Origin of the sequence: Streptomyces sp. NPDC018833, assembly GCF_044390825.1 — a bacterium.
GTDB lineage: Bacteria > Actinomycetota > Actinomycetes > Streptomycetales > Streptomycetaceae > Streptomyces.
Window position 1 is genome coordinate 116,485 of record NZ_JBIRZM010000008.1, and the last position, 24,450, is coordinate 140,934.

The following is a 24,450-nucleotide window of genomic DNA, read 5'->3' on the forward strand; positions in this document are numbered from 1 at the left end:
CCGGATCCAGTGCACCGGCGGCGCGGGCTCAGGTCTGGGTCAGCGCCCAGATGCCCACGGCGAAGCACAGCAGCGCGAGGATCAGCACCGGGACCGCGACCTTCGGGGGCGGTCCCGGCCGCTTCTGGGCGGCGGCGGAGTGCGGGATCCCGACAACCTGCGCGCCGTGACCGGGAGCCTGCGACCGCTGGGCGGTGTAGGCGCGGGTGGCAGGCTGCTCGTACTGCACCGGGGCGGTGACGGCCTGGGGAGGCTGATCCGCCGGCGCCTGATGCGGCGTGGCGGGATGCGCCGGTACGGGAGCGGGCGCGGCAGCGGTCGCCGGGCTCGGCGTGGACTCCGGCTGCACGGGCATCGCAGGCGGAGTGGCGGGCTGCGCCGTGTGCGGCAGCCGAGCGGAGGTCTGCTGCGGGGGCGGGGCCAGGTGGAAGCTGCCCGTCGCAGAGGCCGGGGCGGGCTGTGGAGCGGGGGCGGCGGGCGGCTCCCGGACCGGCTCAGGACCCGTAGGGCCGAATCCCGCGGGCAGCGGCCCGAGTTGGTCGAAGATCTCGACCGGCTCCTCGTCGGCCCCAGTCTCAGGGAGCATCTCCACGGCCGCGGTGAGCGCCTTCCGCGCGCCCGTGGCCGTGCGGAAACGGGCCTGCGGATCCGGCTGCAGCAGGCCGGCGAGCACCTGCCACAGCGGCTCCGGAATGCCCTGCGGAGCGCTAGGGGTGCCATAGGCGGCGAAGTGCTCGATCAGCGCCTGGGAGTCCGGCTTCCTGCCCTGCAGGAGATACAGCCCGACAAGACCGACCGCGAACAGGTCGGCGGTGAAGTCCGGCTCCGCGCCCATCATCTGCTCGGGCGCGAAGTAACCGGGCGTCCCCACCACATAATTGGTCTCGGTCAGACGTGGCTCGCCCTTGCGCATGGAGATGCCGAAGTCGGAGACCCGCAGGTGTGGGCGGCCGGTCCCGGTGGCCTCCATCAGGATGTTGGCCGGCTTGATGTCGCGGTGCACGACCCCCTCCGCGTGCACCGCGGCCAGTCCGGACAGCAGCTGATCGAGCAGGGTGCACACGAAGCGCGGCGGCAGCGGCCCGTAGTCGCCGATGACATGCGCCAGCGATCCGCCGCTCACCACGTCCATCGTGAAAAGGACCTTGTCGTCGTCCGCGGCCCAGCTGGCCGGGGCGAGGACATGCGGGTGATCGATGCGCAGCGCCTGCTCACGCACGAAGCGCAGCAGGGTGTGGGCATCGCTCTGCTGCAGCACCTTCGCCGCCACATAGCGGCGGCGCCGGTGGTCCCAGGCGCGCCAGACCGCGCCGACACCGCCGCGTCCGATCGGATCGATCAGTTCGTACCGACCAGCGAAGACCTCACCCATTGTGCTGCGCCAGCTCCTGGTTCCCTTGCGGCGGGCGTCCGCCTCGTTCAGCTCTGGTGCGACTCGTAGTGGGCGACCGCGTCGGCGGTGCGGCCCGCGCCGTACACCCGGAGGAACTCTGCCAGTTCGGGGTGGGTGGGGGCGAGGGAGTCCGCCGCATCGATGATGTCGCCGGCTGCCGACACCGAGCGCAGCAGCGACTGGATCTCCCGCACGACACGGCGCACGGTCGGCCCTCCGGACGTACCGGCGGACTGGCTGGTGCCGGTGAGGACGGAGCCGCCCTGCGACTTCTTGATCTCCTCCATCCGGTCCGTGGCCTCCACGGCGCTCACGCTGCCGTCGGCCACCTGGCTCGCCAGCTCCTGCAGTGCCTGGACGCGCTGGACGACAGCGGGATTACCGATCTTGGCGCGCTGGCCGCTCATCAGCTGGGACAGCATCGGAGCCGACAGACCCAGCACACCCGCGAGCCTCGCCTGGTTCAGCCCGAGGTCGTCGATGAGCCTGCGGAACAGTGCACCCAGCGGCTCCCCGTACCAGCTGCGCTGCAGTTCCCGGGCTCTTGCGGTCGTCTCCTGCTGCGCTGTGTCCATTGCGTCTCCCCATCGCTTCCCCAAGCGGCTTCGCTGCTGCGAACCTAGTGGTGCATCCTACGGAGCGTGGTCGTCGACCGGGAGTCCCATCGGCAGTCCCAATCCTTTTGTGGAATCACGGGGGTGACCCGGTACTCTGGTGCCCGGCGGTGACCGAGGAGCGTGTCTGTTCGGTCGCGGTCACCCTTCCCGGGGCCTTAGCTCAGTTGGTAGAGCGCTGTCTTTGCATGGCAGATGTCAGGGGTTCGACTCCCCTAGGCTCCACCGGGTAAATGCCCTCTGACCTGCGGAAACGCAAGTTCGGAGGGCATTTTTTGTGCGCATCGGTGAGCACGTCGGTGCCCGCCGGGCGTGGGGGAGGCCCTCGATTTCGAGGCTCCCCGTGGGTCGGTTGGCTCGCCGCCGCACGGTTTTACGTGTCGAGTCGGTCTGCGGTCCCGGGCCTGCTCCAGCGACACCATGACGAGCGTCGGCGCACCACGAGGACAGGCGTGGGACCGGGACCCCGGCTGATCCTGTGCGGCCCCGCGATGAGAGCGCCATGCACGAGCTGCTGTCGGGGACGAAGCCGTTGCGCGGCCGGGCCGTGGCGACCTGCGCCTGGGCGCCATCGACTACCGGGCCAGCCGCGACTTCTGGCAGATCACCGATCCGCTGACCGTGCTCAGAGTGCATGCGGTTATCGGCGGCGCTCCCGGTTACCGGTCGGCTGCGGGCCCGCCCGCACCCTGATGGCGGCTTCGACGCGTGGCTCACCCGGACTCTGCTCGACCCGGCCGGGCGGTGTACTCCCGTACCGAGACCGTACCGAGACCGAGTACCTGCTGCGCGAGGATCCGCTGATCAGGCAGCACACCCTGCACTACGACATCCTCACCGCTGTCGCCCAGGGGCGCTACCATCCCGACCAAGACCGGTGTCGGCCCTGGAGCGCCCGCGTAACGCCGTAGCCCGCGCCTCGGCGTCCTGGAATCCACCGGGTCCATCCGATGCGAGCATGACATCCTGCGCCCGCTATCCGGTCATCACGCTCGCGGACCCTGTGATGCGTTCCATCCAGCTGATCACGCCGCCGCTGGCCGCCGCCGTGGAGCAGGGTTTCACCGAGCAGGTGCGGCAACAGGCTGCCCGACCTTCAACTCCAAGATCCTCGGCCTTTACTTCAAGGATGGCACCACCCTGGCCCTGTACTGCCTGCACCGCTTCCACCCCCGACTTGATGGAACTGGGCGCCCGCCGAGACGACCTCCTCCTGGTCGACCTGCTCACCCTCTACGGCAAGTGACACCAAGCAGTGCCGCGAGAGGCAGGGCGGCCGACCGTGTCTGTCGGAGAAGATGTCCCGGGGGCTCTCACCGCAGCCGTACAGGCAGCAGCGAGTGAGTCCGCACTCCAGCCACGGGACAATTCCGCAGCCGTAGGACGAGGCTCAGCTCTCGGACCGGGAACACCAAGTGCCATGCCTGCTCGCGGACGGCTTCACCCATGCCCGGACGGCGCGCCGCCTGGGCATCAGCCTCCATACCGCGGACACGTACGTGAAGCGCACAGGCGGCAAGCTCGGTCGCGGCAACGAGGCGGAGCCGGCCCTGGCGGCGATGGCCTTCACAGAAAGACGTGGGTCGCGAACGTGGTTACGCGAAAGGGTCCAGGTCCTCGGCAAAGCACCCGTGTTCCGAGGCCGCCATTCCCTGCGAGTAGGGGATTCCCGCCTTCTCCAGGGCTCGGGCCAACTGTGGAGAAGGGGGGATCAGCCGCTCGTACGGGGTGACGTCAGGCAGCCGTGCCAGCCTGGGGCCGGCGATCTGGGCTCGGCTTGTTCGGTTGGCTTCGGCAATGCGTTCGCCGATCTCGTCCCAGTACCCCGCCATCTTCGCTCCCCCCACTACCTCGCTGCACGAGAGGAGCGAAAGCAGCGCGATATTGGACGAGTTGTCGAACACGAATGCCTCCGACACTGACTCGGTGTGCTCCAGCCGGCCCGTGCCGGCCAACCTCCGGGCGCCGACCCGCGCGTCGAGCAGCGCCTTCAGCCACCGTGCCTCGACGCCTTCCTCCGATCCCTGACTGGAGCGCAGGTACGACTCCCGGAAGTACGCCACCACCAGATCCAGCGGTACGTACAGCGTTCTGCCTTTCACCCCGAGGCCCGCCGAACGCTCGACAGCGGCCATCAGCAGCATGTAGGAGGCCGCGCGATCGGCTCCGTGCCGGGCCAGCTCCGCCGCGTCACGATCAGCGAGCACGGCCCGTTCCGGCACGGTCCGCATCGGGCCACGACTGGCGACGACGACATGCTTGGACTTCTTGTTCCTGGTGAACAGGGTTTCCCGAGTCAGCTTCGCGTCCTCGTCGAGGAACCACCAGGCGTACGGGCGCCAGCCCAGATCCGAGAAGTTGACATGGGTCAGTACGACGCGAAGGTGGAAGGCGGACTCGTCGGCCCCCTGGAGGTGGCGTACATACCAGGAGACCCCGACCCGAGGGAAGAAGATGTTGGGGCTGGCGTGCGGCAGACTCACCACGACACGTTGTGCCTTCTCGAAAGCGCCCAGCCCGTCGTCGTCCAGGCCCAGCAGACTCAGGGCCTGCTCCCTTCGGCAGCCCAGGTCATCGGGACCGTCCGTCACCAGCGGGTCACGTGCCGCGCGCAACCAGTCCGTGAAACCCTGACGGGCCCGTATCCCGTCGAACACCATCACGTCACCGCTCTTCCTTCTTTTCCTTCGTGCTGGATTCGATGTGTCCCGGACTCGGTCCGGCCGGGCATGGACAGGTGCTGTCGTGGCCGCGTCACCATCCAGACCAGTGCGAAGAACGCTGTCGAGCCTGCGAGAACGACCGAGGCCGTGGTGACGCCGTACAGCCCGACCAGTGTTCCGGCAGCGAACGCGTACACCGCTTTGGCCAGCGAGGCCACGACATTGCGTACAACCGCGAACCGGCCGACCTCGTGCTCCTGAGGAATCTGGTTGGTCAGGACCTGCATGCAGATCACATGGCAGGTGATGACCAGGGAGAGTGCGAAGCCGACCACGGCGACCACGAGTCTGGTGTCGAACACCGCCATGGTGGCCGCCAATACGGTCGTCGACGGCAAGCCCCACACCAGGACTCGGTGCGACGAGACCACGTTCGTCGACAGCAGGATGCCGGCGAGGAAGCCGCCGCAGATCGTCACGATGTTCAACAAGGCGTAGTACGAGGGCTGGTGCGGGGCAACGCCACTGGCCAAGGGGACGAGCAGGGTGTTCATGTACTGGAGCGCGCCGCTGCCCGGCACCGAGAAGACGAGGACGGCGACCAGTCCGTAGTGCCAGCGGATCGGGGTGGGCTGCGCAGTCGTCGTGACGGACTCGTCCCGTGCCTCACGCCGTACGCGGTCCGCGTATCCCCGGGTTCCCAGGGTCAGGGAGCCCGCGCTCGCGGCGTACGCGGCTGCCGCGCAGAACAGGCCGGTGGTGGCCCAGCCCTGAGCGAGAGCCACCCCGGCCAGTCCCGCGCCCAGGACCTGGCCGATCAGCGAGGCCGACTGGGACATCGCCAGGAAGCGCTTGGCTGTGCCGCCATCGAAAGAGGCCCTGATCAGTCGGTTCAGCGCTGCCTTGTTGAACATCTTCGCGATGGACAGGACCACCTGGCTCAGCGCGATGACGGTGATCGACAACGCCGTGTTGCGTCCGGAGGACATCTGCTGCACCGCAAGGACGAGAGACACCACGGACAGCACCGTGTTGGTGCTGCGAGCCATCAGGTCCGCCCTGCCCCGGTCGGCGAACCTCTTGAACAGCAGACCCAGCAGCGCCGCGGGCAGATAGCCGAGCACGACCATCACGCCGATGAGGAAGGCATTGTTCGTCAGCGCGTAGGTGAGCCAGAGCAGGACGACGGCCTGGCCGCCCTCCGCGAATGAGGACAGCGCGAAGAACAGGGTGAAGAGCAGCCGTGCCGCCGATTGCGGCGGAGGGCCGGAGAGCTTGGACTGCGGCATGGAAGGAAACCTGTCGTCGGTCAGGTGTACGTGATCTCGTCCAGGTGGGCGACGGTGTCGTGCACGTCCTGTTCGCCGGAACACGTGAAGAAGGCGAGCTGGGAGAAGGCGCAGGATCCGTCGGTCCTTGCGTGCGGAGCAGCTGGGTGCATCCCCGGGGAGACCTTGACGACGCCGGGGACGGCGAGCAGGTCGCTGTCCGGTGGAACGCAGCGTCCGCTGCCGGGTTCAGGCGCCGCGATGCCGATTACTCCGCGGTAGCCCGGCAAGGCATGCCGGAGCGGACGGCTGAGACCGGACGGCTTGGCCAGCTGCAGCCGCACGTACTCCTCCCAGAGATCGACGCCGTAGAAATGCCTTAGTGACTCGGCCACCCCACCACCCGCAGGCCGCAGGCCGATCTCCCCGAACAGCAACCTCCCCTTGGACTGGAGCAGTTCAAGGTGGAACACGAAGTCACGGATGCCGAGTGCCGCAGTGATGCGCTGCGCAGCTGCCACAGCGACCGGTCCGCGGGGGTCGGTCGGCGGCAGATGGATGCTGGCCCTGGTGGTTCCTACGGCGCTGAGTACAGGACGGTCGTAGGCCGACGGTATGGCCGCGAGGAGCCGCCCGTCGCGCATGACCCCGTCGCAGTGCAGTTCGCCGTCCACGTCAATGGCTTCCTCGACGAGCAGCAGTTCGTCGCCCGCTGCCGCCAGTGACAGTGCCTCCTCGGTGGGCAGCTTCCGCACTCCCCGGCTGGAGGATCCGGAGAGCGGCTTCATCACGACGGACGGCGGGTACGTGCGACTTCCCACCCCTGCCGCGAAGTCGCCGGAGAGCCAGAAGCACGCTGTGGGAAAGAAGTGTTGGAGACGACGCTTCATCCGCCACTTGTTGGTGGCCACCAGTGCCTCGTCGAAGCCCATTCCCTCCAGCCCGTACCGGCTGCGCAGGAAGGCCGCGAAGGCGAGGTTGCTCTCGGAGGTCGCCAGTACATGCTGGAAGGGCAGCCGTGCCATCAGGGCGTCGACGATCTCCAGCGTCTCGCGGTCGTGGGTGAAGGCCGGTACCGCCTGCGACACAGCACGGGAACCCACGCGCAGATCCACATACTCGATCTCGTCGGTGAACTTGGCACGGGCCTCGTCGAACAGGGCCTTCCCGGTGTTCAGGACGAGGGCACGCGGCTCAGTCACGGCCGCGCTCGTTGAACATGACGATCTCCGTGATGAGTTCACGCAGCTCGGCATTGGTGGGAGCGGACACGATGGCGTGCCCGACACGGCCGTACGCCCCTGTGCGGGCCGTGCCGTCGTGGGGATAGTTGATCTCGTGGAAGGGGAAGCGTTTCTCGAAGTCGGCCTGGGCCAGCTCGGCTCCCTCGAACCGCCGGAGATAGATGTAAGCGAAGAACCGCTCCGGATCCTTCGGAGTCAGCGTCGCCGACGGGTCCTCGCCGAGGGCGAGGCTCACTACCGCGTCGTACAGGTTGACGCCGTGGGTCAGCTCGACGATCTCGGGCAGATGGGCGCCGGAGATGCGGGTGGCGCACTCACTGAAGACCAGTTTCTCGCCGTCCCTGAACGCCTCCAGGTGAAAGACGCAGTTCGGCGCGTCGAGGGCGGCCAGTACCTCTTCGGACAACCGCTGCGCCTTGGGCACGAGCTCCGGATTCTGTTCGGGGGACAGGATCTGGGAGGCGAGGATGCTGCCTTCGTTCCACTTCATCGGTGGCTCGTGGTACTGGGCGACCGAGCTCCACAGCACCTGGCCGCCCCACCGCACGCCGTCGATGTGGATCTCCTGGCCGTGGACGAACGACTCGGCCACGCACGCCACATCTGACCTGTTCCGGGCGTCGTCCATGATGCGGGCGAACTGCTGAGCCGAGTGGACAGCGGTGGTGCGGGCAGCACCGAAGCCGTTGGCCGGCTTGACGACGAAGGGAGTTCCGAGGTCGCTCACCAGGGCGGTGTAGGAGGCCTCCGGCGTCACGTATACGCAGTCCGCCCTGGCCACCTCCCCGGGCAGGGCCGCCTTCTGCAGGAACTTGTCCCGGAAGCGCAGTGCCCTGCCGTAGTCGCGGTCACCGGGCAGTGCGAGGTGTGTGCGGAGCAGGGCGGAGGTGAAGACACCCTGCTCGTGGCCAGTGGCGACGCCGACCACATCGGGGACATCCGCACCGATGACCGCCCGCAGAACCTCTTGTGCGTCCTCCAGGTCGGCGACGCGTCGGAAGGCGCGCCCGTGGAGTGCCTCCTTGTACTTCTCCACCACGTGGAAGGTGTCCAGTCCTCTCCGCCTCAGGGCATCGTCGATGCCCTTGCGGTACCCCAGGACGATCACGGTGCCCATGGTCATGCCCCCAGAGTCAGTCGGTACAGGTCGTGCGTGTGCGGATTGAAGGGTGCCAGAAACCGGAATCCGCGCCTTTCGAAGAAGGCGATGTTCTGGGCGAGGCTGCGCCTCAGCGCGATGTGGATTTCCCGGCAGCCGGCCGCACCGGCCCGCTCGATCACCGCCTCGACCAGGGCCGAGCCGAGTCCGAGCTTTCGGTGGTCGGGGCTGACGGCCAGGAAGCAGAGTGTGTAATGGCTCCCCTCCGGGTACTGCATCACGCAGCCGTGTATCCGGCCGTTGTGACGTGCAATCAACCAGCGCGAGAGCTCCCGTCCCACAGATTCGGCTGTCTGCCGCAAGGCAGTGGGGCGGAATTCCGCCGAGAAGGGCGCGAACGCGCCCTTCAGGACGGTGAGAATCTCCGCAACGTCCTGCTCGGCGGCAGCTTCTACGGAAACGTCCCTGGCGCATTCCCCGCTCGTCGCCTCACTCATGGTCCGGAGCGCCGACCGCCGGAGTCTGCGCCGTGAAGAGTTCGCTGTGGTATGGGATGGCGAGTTCGCCGTCCTTCTCGTGCGCGGCGACGAGCGCGGCGAGGCGGTCGAGGAGAACCTCACCGTGGGTGGCGAGGCCGCGTTGGACCTGTGTCGACGACTTCGCGAAACCGATGAAGTCCTTCGCCGCCATTGACATCGCCCAGTCGGCGGTCGTGACCTCCACCTCGCCGTCCGAGGGGGAGAAGACCTCGCGTAGTTCGCAAGCGAAGTCGAAGGAGCGGTAGTGGCGGCTGTAGCCGGGACTGAGTTCCTCCAGCAGGCTTTCGTATGCGTCGAGGAACGCGCTCACCGCGAAGTTCCGGTTGTTCTGGATGATCGCGACAGCGCCTCCGGGCCGCAGGCACCGCTGGGCCGCGCGCAGGAACCGTGGCCGGTCCATCCACTGGAAGGACTGGGCGGCGACGATCAGGTCGATGTCAGTGGCCTGCTCCAAGAAGGGCTCCGCCTCACCGACGGCCCACCGGACCTGGGGGAACTTTTCCTTCCCCATGGCCACCATGTCGGTCGACAGATCGACGGCCTCGTACCGGCAAGCCGGCCCCAGCACCGGGATCAGCCCCTCCAGCACGATGCCCGTACCCGCGCCCGCGTCGATGACGTGTCGCTCGGCCCGCTGCGGTGTCCGGCGTGCGATCTCCCGCACCAGTTCTGCCGGATAGCGAGGGCGGTACCGCTCGTAGTCCTCGGACAGTGTGTCGAACTTCTGCTTCCCGGTTTCCACGCCCGCTCCCTTGCTTCCTGTCACAGCTGTTCGGCCATGCCGTCCGGCTCATGCGTCGGCTCATCGGTGTAACGGCCTGGTGGCCTGCGGAGATTGAGCTTTGTCCGCAGCGTGCCGTCCCGATAGGAATTCTTGTACACTCCAAGTTTCTGCAGCTCCGGGACGACATGCTCGACGAACTCATCAAGCCCGCCGGGCAGATACGACGGCATGATGTTGAAACCGTCGGCCGCGCCGGTACGCAGCCACCGGGCCATGGTTTCGGCGACCTTTCGGTAGGAGCCGATGAGAACCAGATGGCCGCGGGCGACCGTCATGCGTTCGTAGAGCTGCCTGATGGTCAAGCCCTCGTCCCGAGCCAGCTTCTCGATCAGGGCGCGTCGGCTCTGGTTCCCGTTGGACGGCGGTAGCTCGGGCAGCGGCCCGTCCACGTCGTATCCGGAAAGGTCGAACCCGCCGACGAGGTCGGACAGCATGGCGACGCCGAGTCGGGGGTGGATGAGGTCCTGCAACGCCTCGAACTTCTCCTGCGCCTCCTGGTCCGTGGCGCCGATGAACGGGCACATACCGGGCATCACCAAGACGTCCTCGTTCAGCCGGGAGTAGGACGGCAGGCGCCGCTTGAGGTCCTGGCAGAAGGCCCGCGCGCTGTCGATGTCGGACTGGGCGGTGAAGACGACCTCGGCGGTCCGGGCCGCCAGCTCCTTCCCGTCTTCCGAGGAGCCCGCCTGGACGACGACGGGGTAACCCTGGGGTGGGCGGCGGAGGTTCAGCTCTCCGCGCACCCGGAAGTGAGCGCCTTGGTGGTCGAGTACGTGCCGGCGTGCCGGATCGTAGAAGACGCCCCCGTCCTTGTCCCGCGGGAAGGCGTCGTCGTCCCAGCTGTCCCACAGCCCGGTGACGACGTCGAAGAACTCGTCCGCCGTCGGACACTCCCCTGACTGCGGCGATACGCAGGGCAGGGTTGTCGTGGACCGGTGCCTCGCTGTGCGGGCGAGGGCAGCGGATTCGACCGGTCACCGGCGGACGAACCGGGACGGCCGAACGGGCCGGGCCGAGTTCGCTCGCCGCACCGGGACCGGCCCCGCCGCCGTCCGCCGCGGACTGCGCCGTCCGACGGACGCCGCGGTGCTCACCTTCCGCTGCGATTCCTGTGGGGCGTCGCCGCTCCACCGCCGCGCCGGAGTCCGGTCGCCCCTGGCCGGCGCGGCGCCGGGCCGAGGTTCCTCTGGCCTCGGTGCCCGGACAGGGCCGAAAGACACGCCTACACGACCGCCGTCCACTGCGCATCCCGTGTGCTGCCTGCCCACGGCGACCCGGGAGGGGCCATACGGGTGGTGTTCATCCGAAGAACTGCGCGGGAGCGGCGTCGCTCCCACACTCCTCGAGATGCGTACACATCATGAGAAAGGTATGTAAAGCGCTCAACCCGAAAGTGAGGGGTCATGGCCGCCTTCAAGGTCAGGAATCTGTGGAACGCGTTCGTCACCGCGTTCTTCGCACTGCTTGCCTCGGTGGGGCTCACCACCGCCACTGCCGCCGCTGCCACGTCGCAGCCCGCCGTACAGACGCCCGACGAGCCCCTGAAGGCCCGTTCGCAGGTGTCCGGCGCGGTCCTGCCGGCGCAGAGCAGGAGAGCGGCCCCGACACGCTGGCTGTCCACGGCGCGGGGCCGGTCGCTGCCGCCGACGATGAAGCAGCGCATCGGTGCCGAGGCACACGGTGCCTCGCCGGCCACCCGGCAGCTGTCCGCCGTCGAAGCCGACGCCGCCGACATGACCGAAGCGGACTCTGCGGCCGCCGTCCCCGCCGTCTCGTCCGCCGTCAGCACGGCACCCGCTGTCGCGGCCGCCGCACCCGGTTCGCAGCGGGTGGCACGCGCGGCACACCCCGCGGCCGGTGACCCGGCTGCCGCCCCCGTCCGCACGGCGTACGCCGTAGCGGCGTGAGGCGCCGGGAGCGTCCTTCTCTCCCGGCGCCGTCGCCCTTGAGGACGGATTGCGGTCAGCGACCTTCGTCGCGGTCCCCGGACTCCGCCTCGTCCTGCTTCACCTGGACCTCGGGATCGAGATCGGCCTTGGTGCTGCCGTCGACGGACGTCAGCGGAGCCTGGTCGGAGACCTCCGTGGCGGCGGGCGGTTCCACCAGCCAGTCGGGGTTCGCCTGCTTGTCCCACCACTTCCACGCGGCGAAGGCGCCGCCGGCCAGCACGCCGACCAGTGCGACACCCTTGAAGACACGTCCGGCCTTCGAGCGCCGTTCGTGCTTCCTCACAAGCTTCTGGATCTCCTTCGCCGTCACCTGTCCGCGCAGCGCGGCCAGCGCGGCTGCGGAACGTGCCGCAGCCTCCTCCCGTACGGGCTGGGCGACGGCCATCGCGTGCCCGACACGCGGAACGGTGTAGTCAGCCGCCTGACGAGCCGCCTTGCGTGCCTGACCGGCAGCACGGTGCGCTGCCTTGTCGAGCTTTGGCGGTACATGCGGCGCCACGTACGCGCCGTACTGAACACGGGCCTGCGTAGCGGCCTTCGAGACTTTCGGCGCGAGCCGTACACGGGCATCGCGCGCATAGTGCGCGGCCTGCTCCTTGGCCGTGCCGGCGTAGGGCGCCACCACTTCCGCGGCGTGCCGCACGCTGTCCTTCGCCGTACCGGTCGCGGCGCGCACGCTGTCGATGCGGGTCACGGGATCCTCCTCCTCGGTGGCGTTCTGGGGGACTGGGGTTTATCCCCAGTTGGGCACAGTTCCGCCTTTCCACCCGATTGAAAATCATGCCTGTTGAGCGCTCCCCCGGCACCCGGGGCGGGCATCCGGGTCATGTCGGGCCCATGCGGACGACCCTGCCACCTCTCCCTGCACTGCGCACCGGCGCGACGGCCACCCGGTTGCTTTTCCGTGTACGTGGTCCTGCCGTGCGAGGATCGGGGGACGTCAGAGAAGACTTACGGAAGGCAGACCGTGGCCGAGCAGCTGTACGCCACCCTGAAGACCAACCAAGGCGACATCGAGATCCGGCTTCTGCCGAACCACGCGCCCAAGACGGTGAAGAACTTCGTCGAACTCGCGACCGGCGAGCGCGAATGGGTCCACCCGGCCACCGGCAAGAGGTCCACGGACAAGCTGTACGACGGCACCGTCTTCCACCGTGTGATCAGCGGCTTCATGATCCAGGGCGGCGACCCGCTGGGCAACGGCACGGGCGGCCCGGGCTACGAGTTCGCCGACGAGTTCCACCCGGAACTGTCCTTCAACAAGCCGTATCTGCTGGCCATGGCCAACGCCGGCCCGGGCACCAACGGCTCGCAGTTCTTCATCACCGTGTCGCCGACCGCGTGGCTGACACGCAAGCACACCATCTTCGGCGAGGTCGCGACCGACGCAGGCAAGAAGGTCGTGGACGCCATCGTCGCCACCCCGACCAACCCGCGCACCGACCGCCCGCTCAACGACGTCGTCATCGAGTCGGTCGTCGTGGAGAAGCGCGAGGGCTGATCCCGCGGGATTCCCGTACGGGAACCTTTTCGCCCTGGCCGTCCGTAAGGATGGGCAGGGCGATGTCGCGCGAGCCCAGAAGGACGAGGGGACCTCATGGACCAGGCGCCAGGCAGTCCGCAGGAGCCGCAGGACACCCATGGCCTGCCGGCGTGCTACCGGCATGCGGGCCGTGAGACGGGCATCCGCTGCGCCCGCTGCGAGCGGCCGATCTGCACGGACTGCATGATCAGCGCGTCGGTCGGCTTCCAGTGCCCGGACTGCGTGCGTACCGGCTCGGGCACGGGGCACGCCCCGGACGCGAGCAGGCCGCGGACGATCGCTGGCGGAACGGTGGTGGCGGATCCGCGGCTGGTGACGAAGGTGCTGCTGGCGATCAACCTCGCGGTGTACGTCGTGGGGCTCGCGCTGGGGGAGCAGTTCATCCATCGGCTCACCCTGATCGGGGACGCCCTCGATCAGGGTGAGCCGGTGGGAGTGGCGGGCGATGGCGAGTGGTACCGCCTGCTGACCTCGGTGTTCCTGCACCAGGAGGTGTGGCACATCTTCTTCAACATGCTCCTGCTGTGGTGGCTCGGCGGCTCGTTGGAACAGGCGCTGGGACGCGCGCGTTTCCTTGCGCTCTATCTGATCTCCGGGCTCGCCGGCAGTGCGCTGACCTATCTCATCGCCGAGCCCAATGTCGGCTCCCTCGGCGCCTCAGGCGCCATCTACGGGCTGTTCGGGGCCACCATCGTCCTGATGCGCCGGATGCGCTACGACATGCGCCCCATCCTGGCGCTGCTGGCGATCAACCTCGTGATCACCTTCGTGGCGCCGGGCATCGCCTGGCAGGCCCACGTCGGCGGTCTCGTCGCCGGCGCCGCCATCGCCTACGGCATGGTCCACGCCCCGCAGGGCAAGCGGCGCACCCTGGTGCAGTTCGGTACGTGCGCGCTCGTCCTGCTGGTCTCCGTCGGGATCGCGCTGGCGCGGACCGCCGCGCTCACATGACCCGGAGCGGCACCTTTCCCCAAAGTTGTCCACAGCGTGTGTCGGATCTTGTGCACGCCGTGGGGAACAAGCGTGCCCCTCGCCAGTGACCTGGGGATTCCCAGTCGGAGCGAGGGGCCGTTCGCTTCACCGGCATGGCCGAAGCAGTCACATCGGCGTCAACGCCCGGAGAGTTATCCACAGATCGTCTGACCTTTTCCCCTGACTGTGGACAACCATGTGGATAACCTCAGGGCAGAGCTTGACGCCGACGCGCGGACGCTACTTCCACTGGGTGGAGACGCCGAAGCCCGCGGCGATGAACCCGAAGCCCGCGACGATGTTCCAGTTCCCGAAGCTCTGGATCGGCAGATCGCCCTCGGTCACGTAGAAGAGAACGATCCAGGCGAGTCCGATCAGGAACAACGCGAGCATCACCGGGGCGACCCAGCTGCGACTGGTGAGCTTGATGTTCGTGGACTGCTTCGAGGCCGGCGGCGGCGTGAAGTCGGCCTTCTTGCGGATACGTGACTTCGGCACGAGGGACTCTCCTGTCGATGCGCTTGCGTGACCGCGCAGGTAACTGTGGCTGGCGCCGGGGCCGGCGCGAGGGGGACCACTGATCCCCCGGGCGTCCGTTAGCGTAGTGCTTCCGCGGTGCCGAAGGAGATAAGGGTACGTTGAGCAATTCTGCCGACTCTCCGCAAGGGCCGGTTCGCCGCACCGAGTGGCGGCCTGTCCGGCTGCTCACGGCTGCCGTCTTCGCCCTCGCCGGGTTGATCTTCGTAACCAGTTTCAACGCCGCCAAGGGCACGGATCTGCGCACCGACGACTCCCTGTTGAAACTCTCCGACCTGATCAGGCAGCGCAGCGCGGACAACGGCGACCTCGAGGAGTCCACCGCCGCCGTACGGGAGGACGTCGACGCCCTCGCCCAGCGCGACAATGGCGCCACGGAGGCGGAGGACGCCGAGCTCACGGCCCTGGAGGCGTCCGCGGGCACCGAGAAGCTGAGCGGCGAGGCCGTGAGCGTCACCCTCGACGACGCCCCGCCGAACGCACAGGCCGCCCCGGGCTATCCCGAGCCCCAGGCCAACGACCTGGTCATCCACCAGCAGGACCTGCAGGCCGTGGTCAACGCGCTGTGGCAGGGCGGGGCCAAGGGGGTCAGGGTCATGGACCAGCGGCTGATCTCCACCAGCGCCGTACGGTGCGTGGGCAACACGCTGATCCTCCAGGGCCGCGTCTACTCCCCGCCCTACAAGATCACCGCTGTCGGTGACCAGGAAGCCCTCAAGAAGGCGCTGGCCAAGTCCCCCGCGATCCAGAACTACCAGCTGTACGTGGAGGCCTACGGCCTCGGCTGGAAAGTGGACGAGGACGAGCGGGTGACTCTTCCCGGTTACTCGGGCACAGTGGATCTCCACTACGCGAAGCCCGCCGGGTAGCCCTCGGCCGCCGGCGGGTGCCGCCCGGTCGGTGGAGCCTGGGGGTGCACGTGAGGGTGCGGCTGCTCGTACGGACCTTCAGCGAACTGTGCGTCACCGCGGGCACCGTGATCGTGCTGTTCGTCGTGTACGTGCTGTTCTGGACCGGCATCGAGGCCGAGGGCGCGACGGACGGACAGATCGACCGGCTGCGGGAGAGCTGGGCCGAGGCGCCCGTGGCCATGCCCGCCCCCCGCCCCACGCGGCCGCCCGCCCCCAGGGCGTACGAGCCCGGGAAGCCGTTTGCGGTCATGTACATTCCCCGCTTCGGGAAGGACTGGGACTGGCCGGTCCTCGAGGGCACGGGCCCGGGGGTCCTCAAGAAGGGTCTCGGGCACTACGCTGGGACCGCGGCTCCGGGCGAGCAGGGCAACTTCGCGGTCGCCGGCCACCGCCGCACCTACGGCGACCCCTTCAAGGACGTGCCGCGGCTACGCGCCGGGGACGCCGTCGTGCTGACGGACGGGACGACCTGGTTCACGTACCGGATCGTGCGAACGCCGTACCGCACGCTCCCCACCGACGTCGGCGTCATCGCCCCCGTGCCCGACCCGGTCGAGGCGGGCGCGGCGGGACTGGACGGGCCGGGCCGCTATCTGACGCTGACCACGTGCGAGCCGGAGTGGGGCAGCAGCCACCGGCTCGTCGTCTGGGCCCACCTCGATACGACGGAGCCTGTGACCGAGGGCAAACCGCGAGCTTTCCACAGCTGACCCACCCCCACCCTCGCCGCCCTTTAGTCTGGTGCCGTACCGAACGGAAAGGGACGGCATGTACGGCTGGATCTGGCGGCATCTGCCGGGGAACGCATGGGTGCGGGCGCTCATCTCGCTCGTGCTGGTCCTGGCGGTCGTCTACGTGCTGTTCCAGTACGTCTTCCCGTGGGCGGAGCCGCTGCTCCCGTTCAACGATGTGACGGTCGACGGAGAGGGGACGGCCCGATGAGCGCACGCATCCTCGTCGTCGACAACTACGACAGCTTCGTCTTCAACCTCGTGCAGTACCTGTACCAGCTGGGCGCCGAGTGCGAAGTGGTGCGCAACGACGAGGTGTCCCTGGAGCACGCGCAGGACGGCTTCGACGGCGTGCTGCTCTCCCCCGGCCCCGGCGCGCCCGAACAGGCCGGTGTCTGCATCGACATGGTGCGCCACTGCGCGTCCACCGGCGTGCCCGTCTTCGGCGTCTGCCTGGGCATGCAGTCGATGGCGGTCGCGTACGGCGGTGTGGTCGACCGCGCGCCCGAGCTGCTGCACGGCAAGACCTCCCTGGTCTCCCACGGGGGCAAGGGTGTCTTCGCCGGACTGCCGTCGCCGTTCACGGCGACGCGCTACCACTCGCTGGCCGCCGAGCCCGCGGAGCTGCCGGCCGAGCTGGAGGTGACCGCGCGTACGGCCGACGGCATCATCATGGGCCTGCGCCACCGTGAACTGCCCGTCGAGGGCGTGCAGTTCCACCCCGAGTCGGTTCTGACCGAGCACGGGCATCTGATGCTCGCCAACTGGTTGGAGCAGTGCGGCGACGCCGGAGCCGTGGGGCGTTCGGCAGGTCTCGCACCGGTGGTGGGCAAGGCACTGGCGTGAGCGCCGTGCGCCCCGGGCATGGGCAGGAGCACGGGCGGCAGTTCGGCGGCGGGGGCTACGACCCACTGACGGACCCCTTGCCATCGGGCGAGCACGCTGCCCCGCGGCCCCGGGCATCGGACATCGCTGCCGGGCAGGAGGAGCAGCCCCCGCCCGCGACGCCGTACACGGAACCGCTGTCCGGGGACCCGGTCGACTGGTACGACCGCGAGGGGTACCGGCAGGACTGGTACGGCCAGGGGGCCGCGGGCGAGCCGGAACCGGACTCCTACCGCCTGCCGTCGGATGGCCCGGTGACCCGGCAGCAGGGCCGGCACCGGAGCGAACAGCCCGCGGCGCGGACGGCCGTCTTCGATTCACCGGTGCCCGATTCACCGGTGCCCGTTCCACCGGTGCCCGTTCCACCGGTGCCCGATACACCGGCTGCCGAAGCGATGGCGCCCGTCACGGAGGCGTCAGGGCAGGCCCGGCCCCCCACCGTCCTCGTGCCCGACGACGAGACGGTGGCGCTGCGCACGTCCGACACGCGCCGCGCGGCCGAGGCGCCGCCGGGGCCCGGCCGGGCCGAGCGGCGCAGGGCGGCGAAGGGCAAGGGCCGCAGACGTGCCGCTCCCGAGGCAGCGAAGACGCCCGCCGAGCCGGCGAAGCCGCTCTCCAGGGTCGAGGCCCGGCGTGCTGCCAAGGCGGCCAAGGACAGCCCGGCGGTCATCGCCAGCCGGGCGATCGGCGAGCTGTTCATCACCTTCGGCGTGCTGATGCTGCTGTTCGTCACCTATCAGCTGTGGTGGACGAACGTGCTGGCCGGACAGCAGGCCGACAAGGCGGCGAACAGGATCCAGGACGACTGGGCCAACGGACGCAAGCCCGATGCCTTCGAACCGGGTCAGGGCTTCGCCATCATGTACATCCCCAAACTGGACGTCGTCGTCCCCATCGCCGAAGGTATCGACAAGCACGGCGTGCTGGACCGCGGCATGGTGGGCCACTACAGCGAGGGCAAGCTCAAGACCGCGATGCCCCAGGACAAGCAGGGCAACTTCGCGGTCGCCGGCCACCGCAACACCCACGGCGAACCATTCCGCTACATCAATCGCCTGGAGCCCGGCGACCCCATCGTCGTCGAGACGCAGGACACCTACTACACGTACGAGATGGCGAGCATCCTGCCGCAGACCCCGCCGTCGAACGTCAGCGTGATCGGCCCCGTGCCGCCCGGCTCAGGCTTCACCCGGCCTGGCCGGTACATCACGCTGACGACCTGCACGCCCGAATTCACCAGCACCTTCCGCATGATCGTGTGGGGCAAGATGGTCGAGGAACGGCCGCGCAGCAAGGGCAAACCCGACGCACTCGTCGGCTGATGACGTCGGCCGAGACACTTCAGGACAGGAACAGGTGCAGTGGCACGTGCACGAGGCCGGATCGCCGGCGCCATCAGCGTCTTCGGCGAGCTGCTCATCACCGCGGGCGTGGTGCTGGGGCTCTTCGTCGTCTACTCGTTGTGGTGGACGAACGTCCTCGCCGACCGCGAGGCCTCCGCACAGGGCGACCGGATGCGCGACGGCTGGTCGAACAGCGGCCCGGGTGAGCTGGACACCAGGGACGGCATCGGGTTCCTGCACGTACCCGCCATGAACAACGGCGAGGTGCTGGTCAAGAAGGGCACGGAGACCGATGCCCTCAACGACGGCGTCGCCGGTTACTACACCGAACCGATCAAGTCGGCGCTCCCCTGGGACGACAAGGGCAACTTCACGCTGGCGGCGCACCGCGACGGCCACGGCGCCAAGTTCCACAACATCCACAGGCTGCGCGCCGGCGATCCGATCGTCTTCGAGACGAAGGGCACCTGGTACATCTACAAGGTCTACAAGACGCTCCCGAAGACCTCGAAGTACAACGTGGAGGTGCTGAAGCCGGTCCCGGAGGAGTCGGGCAAGCAGAAGGCGGGCCGCTACATCACGCTGACGACGTGCACGCCGGTCTACACGTCCGACTACCGGTACATCGTCTGGGGCGAGCTGGAGCGCACGGAGAAGGTGGACGCGAAGCGGACGCCGCCGGCGGAGCTGCGCTAGCCGGCCCGGCGGTCTTCGACGGCCCGGCGGTTCTGGGCTGCCGACGGCTTTGGGCGGCCCGGCGGTTCTGGGCTGCCCGGGCCGGACGGGCCGCACGGCATGGGAATGCCCCGGCACCCTTGGGTGGGTGCCGGGGCATTCCGCCGGTCGGGAAGGCCGGTCAGGCAGACCGTTCCGGTAGGGCGTCAGTCGCCATCGTTGCCGCCGAGGAAGCCGCCGCCGTCACCGCCGTTGCCGCCGTTGCCGCCGTCCCCGCCGATCGTCTGGAGAAGGACCGTCGTGGTGGCCGGGTCGGCCGGTGTGCCCGGCGGCGGGTTGGACGCGACCACGAGGGCGTTGTCGTCCGAGCTGCTGCCCTCGGCGAACTGGACGCTCGTGAATCCGGCCTGCGCCAGCATCTGCTTGGCCTCGCCGACCCGCTTCCCCACGATCCCGGGCACCGGGACCTGGGTCTGCTGCGGGCCCTTGGAGACCTGGAGCGTCACCTTCGAGCCCTTGGCCACCAGACCCGGCTGCGGGTCCTGGGCGACGACCTGGTTCGCCGGCTCATTGGAGTCGACGTCGCTGCGGACCACCTCGAACCCGGCCAGCTCCAGCTGCACCTTCGCCGCGTCGAACTGGCGGCCCACCACGTTCGGCAGGTTCTCCTTGGCCTGCTTGGCGACCGTCAGGGTGACCTCGGTGCCCTTCTCGGCCATGCTCCGGCCGGGCGGGTTCTGCTCCAGGACCGTCCCCGGGTCCTCCTCGGCGGACTCGACCTCCTTGACGTCGACCTCGAAGCCGTCCTCCTCCAGGAGCTCGGTCGCCGACTCGACGTCCTTGTCGACGACATCGGGGACCTTCACCTTGGGCGCGCCTTCCGAGACGACCACGGTGACGATGCTGCCCTCGGGGATCTCGCCGGACGCGGGATTCTGGGTGCAGATCCTGCCCTTGGGCTGGTCGCAGCGCTGGGTACCGGACTCCTGTACCTCGACCTTGGCGTTCTCGCCGCGGTTCTTCGCCTCGTCCAGGGTCATGCCCACCAGCTGGGGCACGGGCACGTTGTTGGCGCCGCCGCTGTCACCGAAGATCGACCGGCCGATCAGTACCGCGCCGATCAGGACCAGGATGCCCGCGACGACCAGCAGGATCGTCGAGGTGCTCGACTTCTTCTGGCGTCTGCGGTCCGGGCGGTCGTCGTAACCGCCGTAGCCGCCGTCGTCCGGGTTCACCGGGGGCAACATCGAGGTCTGGCCGGCCGGGTCGGCCTGGCGCAGCGCCGTCGTCGGCTGGTCGTCGGGGCCGTAGCCGCCGCCGTAGCCGACGGCACCCATCGCCGCCGTCGCCGCGACCGGCTGGCCGTCGAGGCACGCCTCGATGTCGGCACGCATCTCGTCGGCCGACTGGTAGCGGTAGTCGGGGTCCTTGACCAGGGCCTTCAACACGATCGCGTCCATCTCGGGCGTGATCTCGGGGTCGAAGTTGCTGGGCGGCTGCGGCTCTTCCCGTACGTGCTGGTACGCCACGGCCACCGGGGAGTCGCCCACGAACGGCGGGCGCACGGTGAGGAGCTCGTAGAGCAGGCAGCCGGTGGAGTACAGGTCGGAGCGGGCGTCGACCTGCTCACCCTTCGCCTGCTCCGGAGAGAGGTACTGCGCGGTGCCGATGACGGCCGCGGTCTGCGTCATGGTCATGCCGGAGTCGCCCATCGCGCGGGCGATGCCGAAGTCCATGACCTTGACCTGGCCGGTGCGCGTCAGCATGACGTTCGCCGGCTTGATGTCGCGGTGGACGATGCCGTTGCGGTGCGAGTACTCAAGGGCCTGGAGGATGCCGATCGTCATCTCCAGGGTGCGCTCGGGCAGCAGCTTGCGGCCCGAGTGCAGCAGCTCGCGCAGGGTGGACCCGTCGACGTACTCCATGACGATGTACGGGATCGACACCCCGGCGCCACCGCCGGAGGCGTTGTCGTACACCATGTCCTCGCCGGTGTCGTAGACAGCGACGATCGCCGGGTGGTTGAGCGAGGCGGCCGATTGGGCCTCACGGCGGAACCGGGCCTGGAAGGACGGGTCGCGGGCCAGGTCGGCCCGCAGCGTCTTCACGGCGACGGTACGGCCGAGCCGGGTGTCGTGGGCGAGGTAGACCTCGGCCATGCCACCACGGCCGAGCACCGAGCCCAGTTCGTACCGGCCGCCGAGGCGACGCGGCTCTTCCATAACCTTCCAGCCCTCTCCGTCAGTCCCGACCGCACCCGTGTGTGGTCCGCCGGTGTGCTGTTCGCGCAAAGGCTACCGGGCACCTACTGCGTGATCCGCCCGGGAGCGAATGCTGATACCCGACCGGTATCGCAATGTGCAGGTATGCGGGTCGGGAGTGATCCTGGTCACTCCTGCTGGTCGAGCACCGCCTCCATCACGGCCTTGGCGATGGGAGCCGCGAGGCCACCACCGGAGATGTCGTCGCGGCGGGCCTTGCTGTCCTCGACGACGACAGCGACGGCGACGGGGGATCCGTTGTCGTCCTTGGCGTACGAGATGAACCAGGCGTAGGGGTTCTTGCTGTTGTTCTCACCGTGCTGGGCCGTACCGGTCTTGCCGCCGACCTTCACGCCGTTGATCGCCGCACGGCTGCCGGTGCCGCTCTCGACCACGTTCTCCATCATCTGCTGGAGGAGCTGCGCGTTCTTCTGCGAGAGCGGACGGCTCATCTCCTCCGGGTCGTTCTGCTGGATGGTGTCCAGGTTCGGGGAGACCAGTTTGTCGATCATGTACGGCTTCATCAGCCTGCCGTCGTTGGCGATCGCCGCCGCGACCATGGCCATCTGGAGCGGGGTGGCCGCAGTGTTGAACTGGCCGATGGAGGACTGCGCGTTGCCGTCCCGGTTCATCTCCTTGTCGTAGACGGACGCCGAGGCACGGACCGGGGTGTCGATCTCCGCGTTGTTGAAGCCGAACTTCTCCGCCATCTCGACCATCTTGTCCCGGCTCACGTCGTCGCCGAGCTTGGCGAAGACGGAGTTGCAGGAGACCCGCATCGCCTCGTTCAGGCTGGCGTTCTCGCAGCCGCTGGCGTGGTTTTCCATCGGCGTCCGGGTGCCCGGCAGGATGTACGGCTCCGGGGTCTCGGTCGGGGCGTCGATGTCGTCGATCGCGCCGTACTCCAGGGCAGCCGCGGCCGTGACCACCTTGAACGTCGAACCGGGCGGGTAGGTCTCGCGGAGCGCGCGGTTGAGCATCGGCTTGTCACTGTCCTTGGTCAGTGACGTCCACGCCTCCCCGTCCTTCTTCAGACGGCCGGCGAACGAGGACGGGTCGTAGGACGGCGTGGAGGCGAGGGCGAGGATCTCGCCGGTCTTCGGGTTGATCGCCGCGACAGCGCCCTTCTTGTCGCCGAGACCCTCGAACGCGGCCTTCTGGGCCTTGCCGTTGAGGGTGGTGACGACGTTGCCGCCCTTCTTTTTGTCGCCGGTGAACATCGCCATCGTGCGGTCGAAGAAGAGCTGGTCGGAGTTGCCGCTGAGGATGCCGTCCTGGAGCTTCTCGATCTGGTTGGCGCCGAAGACCTGCGAGGCGTATCCGGTCACCGGAGCCCACATGGGCCCGTCCGTGTAGGTCCGCTTGTACCTGTAGTACTCGTCGTCCGTCTCGACCGAGCCGGTGATCGCCTTGCCGTCGACGATGATGTTGCCGCGTTCGTGCGCGTAGCGTTCGATCTCGACGCGCTTGTTCTTCTTGTTGGCGTTCAGCTCGTCGGCCCGGACGTACTGGAGCCAGTTGTCCCTGATCATCAGGGCGAGGACGAGGAGTCCGCAGAAGATCGCGATCCGGCGCAGGGGCTTGTTCACGGTCGGACCACCTGGGTCATCTCGGCGTCGGGTGACGGGGCGGGCGAGGGCGCGGGACGGCGTGCGGTGTCGCTGATACGGATCAGGATGCCGATCAGGGCCCAGTTGGCGATGACGGACGAACCACCGGCCGCGAGGAACGGCATCGTCATACCGGTCAGCGGGATGAGGCCCATCACACCGCCGGCGACGACGAAGACCTGGAGGGCGAAGGCACCGGACAGACCGATCGCCAGCAGCTTGCCGAACGGGTCGCGGGCCGCCAGCGCGGTCCGTACACCGCGCTCGATGATCAGGCCGTACAGCAGCAGGAAGGCCATCACACCGGCCAGCCCCAGCTCCTCGCCGACCGTGGCGAAGATGAAGTCGGAGTTCGCGGCGAAGGCGATCAGGTCGGAGTTGCCCTGGCCCCAGCCGGTGCCGAGGGTTCCTCCGGCGCCGAACGACATCAGCACCTGTGTCATCTGGTCGCAGGCAAAGGCCGTGCTGGTGCCCGGCTCCGCGGTCTCCAGGCACTCGAAGGGGTCGAGCCAGGCGGCCACACGGGCCTGGACGTGACTCGCGAACTGGGACACGACGACCGCGCCGGCCATGGACATCAGCAGACCCATGACGATCCAGCTGGTCCGCTCGGTGGCCACGTACAGCATGACCACGAACATGCCGAAGAAGAGCAGTGACGTACCGAGGTCGTTCTCGAAGATCAGGATCAGCAGGCTCATGGCCCAGATCGTGATGATCGGACCGAGGTCGCGGCCGCGCGGAAGGTACAGACCCATGAACCGACGGCTGGCGAGCGCGAGGGCGTCGCGCTTGACCATGAGGTACCCGGAGAAGAAGACCGCGATGACGATCTTCGCGAACTCACCGGGCTGGATGGAGAATCCGCCGACTCTGATCCAGATCTTGGCGCCGAAGATCGGTGTTCCGAGCCCCGGCACCAGCGGCAGCAGCAGCAGGACGATGGACGCCGCCATCGAGATGTACGTGAACCGCTGCAGGATGCGGTGGTCCTTCAGGACCAGCAGGACACCGACGAACAGCGCGATGCCGAGCGCCGAGTACATCAGCTGGTTGGTGGCCTGCGGAGCGAAGTCGCTGCGCGCCAGCAGCCGGGGCGACTGGTCGAGCCGCCAGATGAGCACCAGGCCGAGACCGTTCAGCAGCGTCGCCAGCGGCAGCAGCAGCGGGTCCGCGTACTTGGCGAACTTCCGCACCACGAGGTGGGCGACGCCTGCGAGCAGACCCAGGCCGAGCCCGTAGCCGAGCATGCCCGTAGGCACCTCGCCGTCGAGAGCGAGCCCGACGTTGAGGTAGGCGAACACCGGAATCGCGACGGCGAACCCGAGCAGCATCAGCTCGGTGTTCCGTCGGCTCGGTGCGTCGATCGCACCGATCGTGGTCGTGTTGGTGACAACGCTCATGGTGGAGAAGGCCCCCTACGGCCCTG

Annotated in this window: 23 protein-coding genes, 1 tRNA gene and 2 pseudogenes; 12 read left to right on the forward strand and 14 right to left on the reverse strand. The window is 68.5% G+C overall.

Going from position 1 to position 24,450, the window contains the following annotated elements; genetic code table 11:
• Positions 1-28: 28 nt before the first annotated feature.
• Together ACH5AF_RS18240 and ACH5AF_RS18245 are read right to left on the reverse strand one after the other, a co-directional pair.
• Positions 29-1,372 carry a protein kinase gene (locus tag ACH5AF_RS18240; protein ID WP_398902646.1) on the reverse strand — a complete coding sequence of 448 codons (1,344 nt, stop codon included), beginning with the start codon at positions 1,370-1,372 and terminating at the stop codon, positions 29-31.
• Between the two features lie 47 nt (positions 1,373-1,419).
• Positions 1,420-1,968 carry a helix-turn-helix domain-containing protein gene (locus ACH5AF_RS18245; RefSeq protein ID WP_398902647.1) on the reverse strand — a complete coding sequence of 183 codons (549 nt, stop codon included), beginning with the start codon at positions 1,966-1,968 and terminating at the stop codon, positions 1,420-1,422.
• Positions 1,969-2,159: 191 nt separating this feature from the next.
• Between ACH5AF_RS18245 and ACH5AF_RS18250 the strand changes: the two genes are divergently transcribed.
• From ACH5AF_RS18250 to ACH5AF_RS18260, 3 genes and pseudogenes are all read left to right on the forward strand, one after another.
• Positions 2,160-2,232, forward strand: a tRNA-Ala gene (locus ACH5AF_RS18250).
• A gap of 170 nt (positions 2,233-2,402) precedes the next feature.
• Positions 2,403-3,253 (forward strand): annotated as a pseudogene (locus ACH5AF_RS18255) (ATP-binding protein); the annotation flags it as partial.
• 157 nt (positions 3,254-3,410) lie between these two features.
• Positions 3,411-3,539, forward strand: a pseudogene (locus ACH5AF_RS18260) (hypothetical protein); the annotation flags it as partial.
• A 63-nt stretch (positions 3,540-3,602) separates the two neighbouring features.
• Here the strand turns inward: ACH5AF_RS18260 and ACH5AF_RS18265 are convergent.
• The 7 genes from ACH5AF_RS18265 to ACH5AF_RS18295 are packed head-to-tail and all read right to left on the reverse strand — an operon-like array spanning position 3,603 to position 10,524.
• The gene (locus ACH5AF_RS18265) at positions 3,603-4,670 is read right to left on the reverse strand and encodes a hypothetical protein (RefSeq protein ID WP_398902648.1); all 1,068 of its coding nucleotides are present in this window, start codon (positions 4,668-4,670) and stop codon (positions 3,603-3,605) included.
• The gene (locus ACH5AF_RS18270) at positions 4,667-5,959 is read right to left on the reverse strand and encodes an MFS transporter (protein ID WP_398902649.1); all 1,293 of its coding nucleotides are present in this window, start codon (positions 5,957-5,959) and stop codon (positions 4,667-4,669) included. The genes ACH5AF_RS18265 and ACH5AF_RS18270 overlap by 4 nt, the downstream gene beginning before the upstream one ends.
• Before the next feature lie 20 nt (positions 5,960-5,979).
• Entirely contained in the window at positions 5,980-7,140 is a 1,161-nt protein-coding gene (locus ACH5AF_RS18275) for an acetyl-CoA carboxylase biotin carboxylase subunit family protein (protein ID WP_398902650.1), read from the reverse strand.
• Positions 7,133-8,305: an acetyl-CoA carboxylase biotin carboxylase subunit family protein gene (locus ACH5AF_RS18280; RefSeq protein WP_398902651.1), complete on the reverse strand. Its 1,173-nt coding sequence runs from the start codon at positions 8,303-8,305 to the stop codon at positions 7,133-7,135. The genes ACH5AF_RS18275 and ACH5AF_RS18280 overlap by 8 nt, the downstream gene beginning before the upstream one ends.
• Entirely contained in the window at positions 8,302-8,778 is a 477-nt protein-coding gene (locus ACH5AF_RS18285) for a GNAT family N-acetyltransferase (RefSeq protein WP_398902652.1), read from the reverse strand. Before ACH5AF_RS18285 ends, ACH5AF_RS18280 begins: the two co-directional genes overlap by 4 nt.
• The gene (locus tag ACH5AF_RS18290; protein ID WP_398902653.1) at positions 8,771-9,562 is read right to left on the reverse strand and encodes a class I SAM-dependent methyltransferase; all 792 of its coding nucleotides are present in this window, start codon (positions 9,560-9,562) and stop codon (positions 8,771-8,773) included. The genes ACH5AF_RS18285 and ACH5AF_RS18290 overlap by 8 nt, the downstream gene beginning before the upstream one ends.
• Positions 9,563-9,582: 20 nt before the next feature.
• Positions 9,583-10,524, reverse strand: a complete 942-nt coding sequence (locus ACH5AF_RS18295; protein ID WP_398902794.1) for an NtaA/DmoA family FMN-dependent monooxygenase — start codon at positions 10,522-10,524, stop codon at positions 9,583-9,585.
• Between the two features lie 483 nt (positions 10,525-11,007).
• Between ACH5AF_RS18295 and ACH5AF_RS18300 the strand changes: the two genes are divergently transcribed.
• Positions 11,008-11,511 (forward strand): DUF6344 domain-containing protein, encoded by a 504-nt coding sequence (locus ACH5AF_RS18300; protein WP_398902654.1) that lies wholly within the window; start codon positions 11,008-11,010, stop codon positions 11,509-11,511.
• A 55-nt stretch (positions 11,512-11,566) separates the two neighbouring features.
• Here the strand turns inward: ACH5AF_RS18300 and ACH5AF_RS18305 are convergent, their stop codons facing one another.
• Positions 11,567-12,247, reverse strand: a complete 681-nt coding sequence (locus tag ACH5AF_RS18305; RefSeq protein WP_398902655.1) for a DUF5324 family protein — start codon at positions 12,245-12,247, stop codon at positions 11,567-11,569.
• Positions 12,248-12,520: 273 nt separating this feature from the next.
• Here ACH5AF_RS18305 and ACH5AF_RS18310 point away from each other — a divergent pair, with 273 nt between their 5' ends.
• Positions 12,521-13,054 carry a peptidylprolyl isomerase gene (locus ACH5AF_RS18310; protein ID WP_398902656.1) on the forward strand — a complete coding sequence of 178 codons (534 nt, stop codon included), beginning with the start codon at positions 12,521-12,523 and terminating at the stop codon, positions 13,052-13,054.
• A 96-nt stretch (positions 13,055-13,150) separates the two neighbouring features.
• Positions 13,151-14,047, forward strand: coding sequence for a rhomboid family intramembrane serine protease (locus tag ACH5AF_RS18315; RefSeq protein ID WP_398902657.1), 897 nt, complete (start codon positions 13,151-13,153; stop codon positions 14,045-14,047).
• 261 nt (positions 14,048-14,308) lie between these two features.
• Here the strand turns inward: ACH5AF_RS18315 and crgA are convergent, their stop codons facing one another.
• Entirely contained in the window at positions 14,309-14,566 is a 258-nt protein-coding gene (gene crgA, locus ACH5AF_RS18320; protein ID WP_398902658.1) for a cell division protein CrgA, read from the reverse strand.
• A 140-nt stretch (positions 14,567-14,706) separates the two neighbouring features.
• Here crgA and ACH5AF_RS18325 point away from each other — a divergent pair, with 140 nt between their 5' ends.
• The 6 genes from ACH5AF_RS18325 to ACH5AF_RS18350 are packed head-to-tail and all read left to right on the forward strand — an operon-like array spanning position 14,707 to position 19,171.
• Positions 14,707-15,474 (forward strand): DUF881 domain-containing protein, encoded by a 768-nt coding sequence (locus tag ACH5AF_RS18325; protein WP_398902659.1) that lies wholly within the window; start codon positions 14,707-14,709, stop codon positions 15,472-15,474.
• Between the two features lie 50 nt (positions 15,475-15,524).
• Positions 15,525-16,226, forward strand: coding sequence for a class E sortase (locus ACH5AF_RS18330; RefSeq protein ID WP_398902795.1), 702 nt, complete (start codon positions 15,525-15,527; stop codon positions 16,224-16,226).
• 31 nt (positions 16,227-16,257) lie between these two features.
• Positions 16,258-16,458, forward strand: a complete 201-nt coding sequence (locus ACH5AF_RS18335) for a hypothetical protein (RefSeq protein ID WP_215182577.1) — start codon at positions 16,258-16,260, stop codon at positions 16,456-16,458.
• Positions 16,455-17,093: an aminodeoxychorismate/anthranilate synthase component II gene (locus tag ACH5AF_RS18340; RefSeq protein WP_398902660.1), complete on the forward strand. Its 639-nt coding sequence runs from the start codon at positions 16,455-16,457 to the stop codon at positions 17,091-17,093. The genes ACH5AF_RS18335 and ACH5AF_RS18340 overlap by 4 nt, the downstream gene beginning before the upstream one ends.
• A gap of 5 nt (positions 17,094-17,098) precedes the next feature.
• Positions 17,099-18,454, forward strand: coding sequence for a class E sortase (locus ACH5AF_RS18345; protein ID WP_398902796.1), 1,356 nt, complete (start codon positions 17,099-17,101; stop codon positions 18,452-18,454).
• 39 nt (positions 18,455-18,493) lie between these two features.
• Positions 18,494-19,171: a class E sortase gene (locus ACH5AF_RS18350; protein ID WP_398902661.1), complete on the forward strand. Its 678-nt coding sequence runs from the start codon at positions 18,494-18,496 to the stop codon at positions 19,169-19,171.
• Positions 19,172-19,356: 185 nt separating this feature from the next.
• On the opposite strand, the gene pknB is transcribed toward ACH5AF_RS18350, so the two are convergent.
• From pknB to ACH5AF_RS18365, 3 genes are all read right to left on the reverse strand, one after another.
• Entirely contained in the window at positions 19,357-21,372 is a 2,016-nt protein-coding gene (pknB, locus tag ACH5AF_RS18355) for a Stk1 family PASTA domain-containing Ser/Thr kinase (protein ID WP_398902662.1), read from the reverse strand.
• Between the two features lie 167 nt (positions 21,373-21,539).
• Positions 21,540-23,000 (reverse strand): peptidoglycan D,D-transpeptidase FtsI family protein, encoded by a 1,461-nt coding sequence (locus ACH5AF_RS18360; RefSeq protein WP_398902663.1) that lies wholly within the window; start codon positions 22,998-23,000, stop codon positions 21,540-21,542.
• Complete coding sequence (locus ACH5AF_RS18365) at positions 22,997-24,424, reverse strand: FtsW/RodA/SpoVE family cell cycle protein (protein WP_398902664.1); 1,428 nt, start codon at positions 24,422-24,424, stop codon at positions 22,997-22,999. Before ACH5AF_RS18365 ends, ACH5AF_RS18360 begins: the two co-directional genes overlap by 4 nt.
• Positions 24,425-24,450 lie beyond the last annotated feature (26 nt).

Bases quoted from the DNA above. Each gene is read 5' to 3' on its own strand.
- ACH5AF_RS18315 (WP_398902657.1), top strand. From the start codon at position 13,151: ATGGACCAGGCGCCAGGCAGTCCGCAGGAGCCGCAGGACACCCATGGC.
- ACH5AF_RS18285 (WP_398902652.1), bottom strand. From the start codon at position 8,778: ATGAGTGAGGCGACGAGCGGGGAATGCGCCAGGGACGTTTCCGTAGAA.
- pknB (WP_398902662.1), bottom strand. From the start codon at position 21,372: ATGGAAGAGCCGCGTCGCCTCGGCGGCCGGTACGAACTGGGCTCGGTG.
- ACH5AF_RS18300 (WP_398902654.1), top strand. From the start codon at position 11,008: ATGGCCGCCTTCAAGGTCAGGAATCTGTGGAACGCGTTCGTCACCGCG.
- ACH5AF_RS18365 (WP_398902664.1), bottom strand. From the start codon at position 24,424: ATGAGCGTTGTCACCAACACGACCACGATCGGTGCGATCGACGCACCG.
- ACH5AF_RS18245 (WP_398902647.1), bottom strand. From the start codon at position 1,968: ATGGACACAGCGCAGCAGGAGACGACCGCAAGAGCCCGGGAACTGCAG.
- ACH5AF_RS18270 (WP_398902649.1), bottom strand. From the start codon at position 5,959: ATGCCGCAGTCCAAGCTCTCCGGCCCTCCGCCGCAATCGGCGGCACGG.
- ACH5AF_RS18240 (WP_398902646.1), bottom strand. From the start codon at position 1,372: ATGGGTGAGGTCTTCGCTGGTCGGTACGAACTGATCGATCCGATCGGA.
- ACH5AF_RS18280 (WP_398902651.1), bottom strand. From the start codon at position 8,305: ATGACCATGGGCACCGTGATCGTCCTGGGGTACCGCAAGGGCATCGAC.
- ACH5AF_RS18340 (WP_398902660.1), top strand. From the start codon at position 16,455: ATGAGCGCACGCATCCTCGTCGTCGACAACTACGACAGCTTCGTCTTC.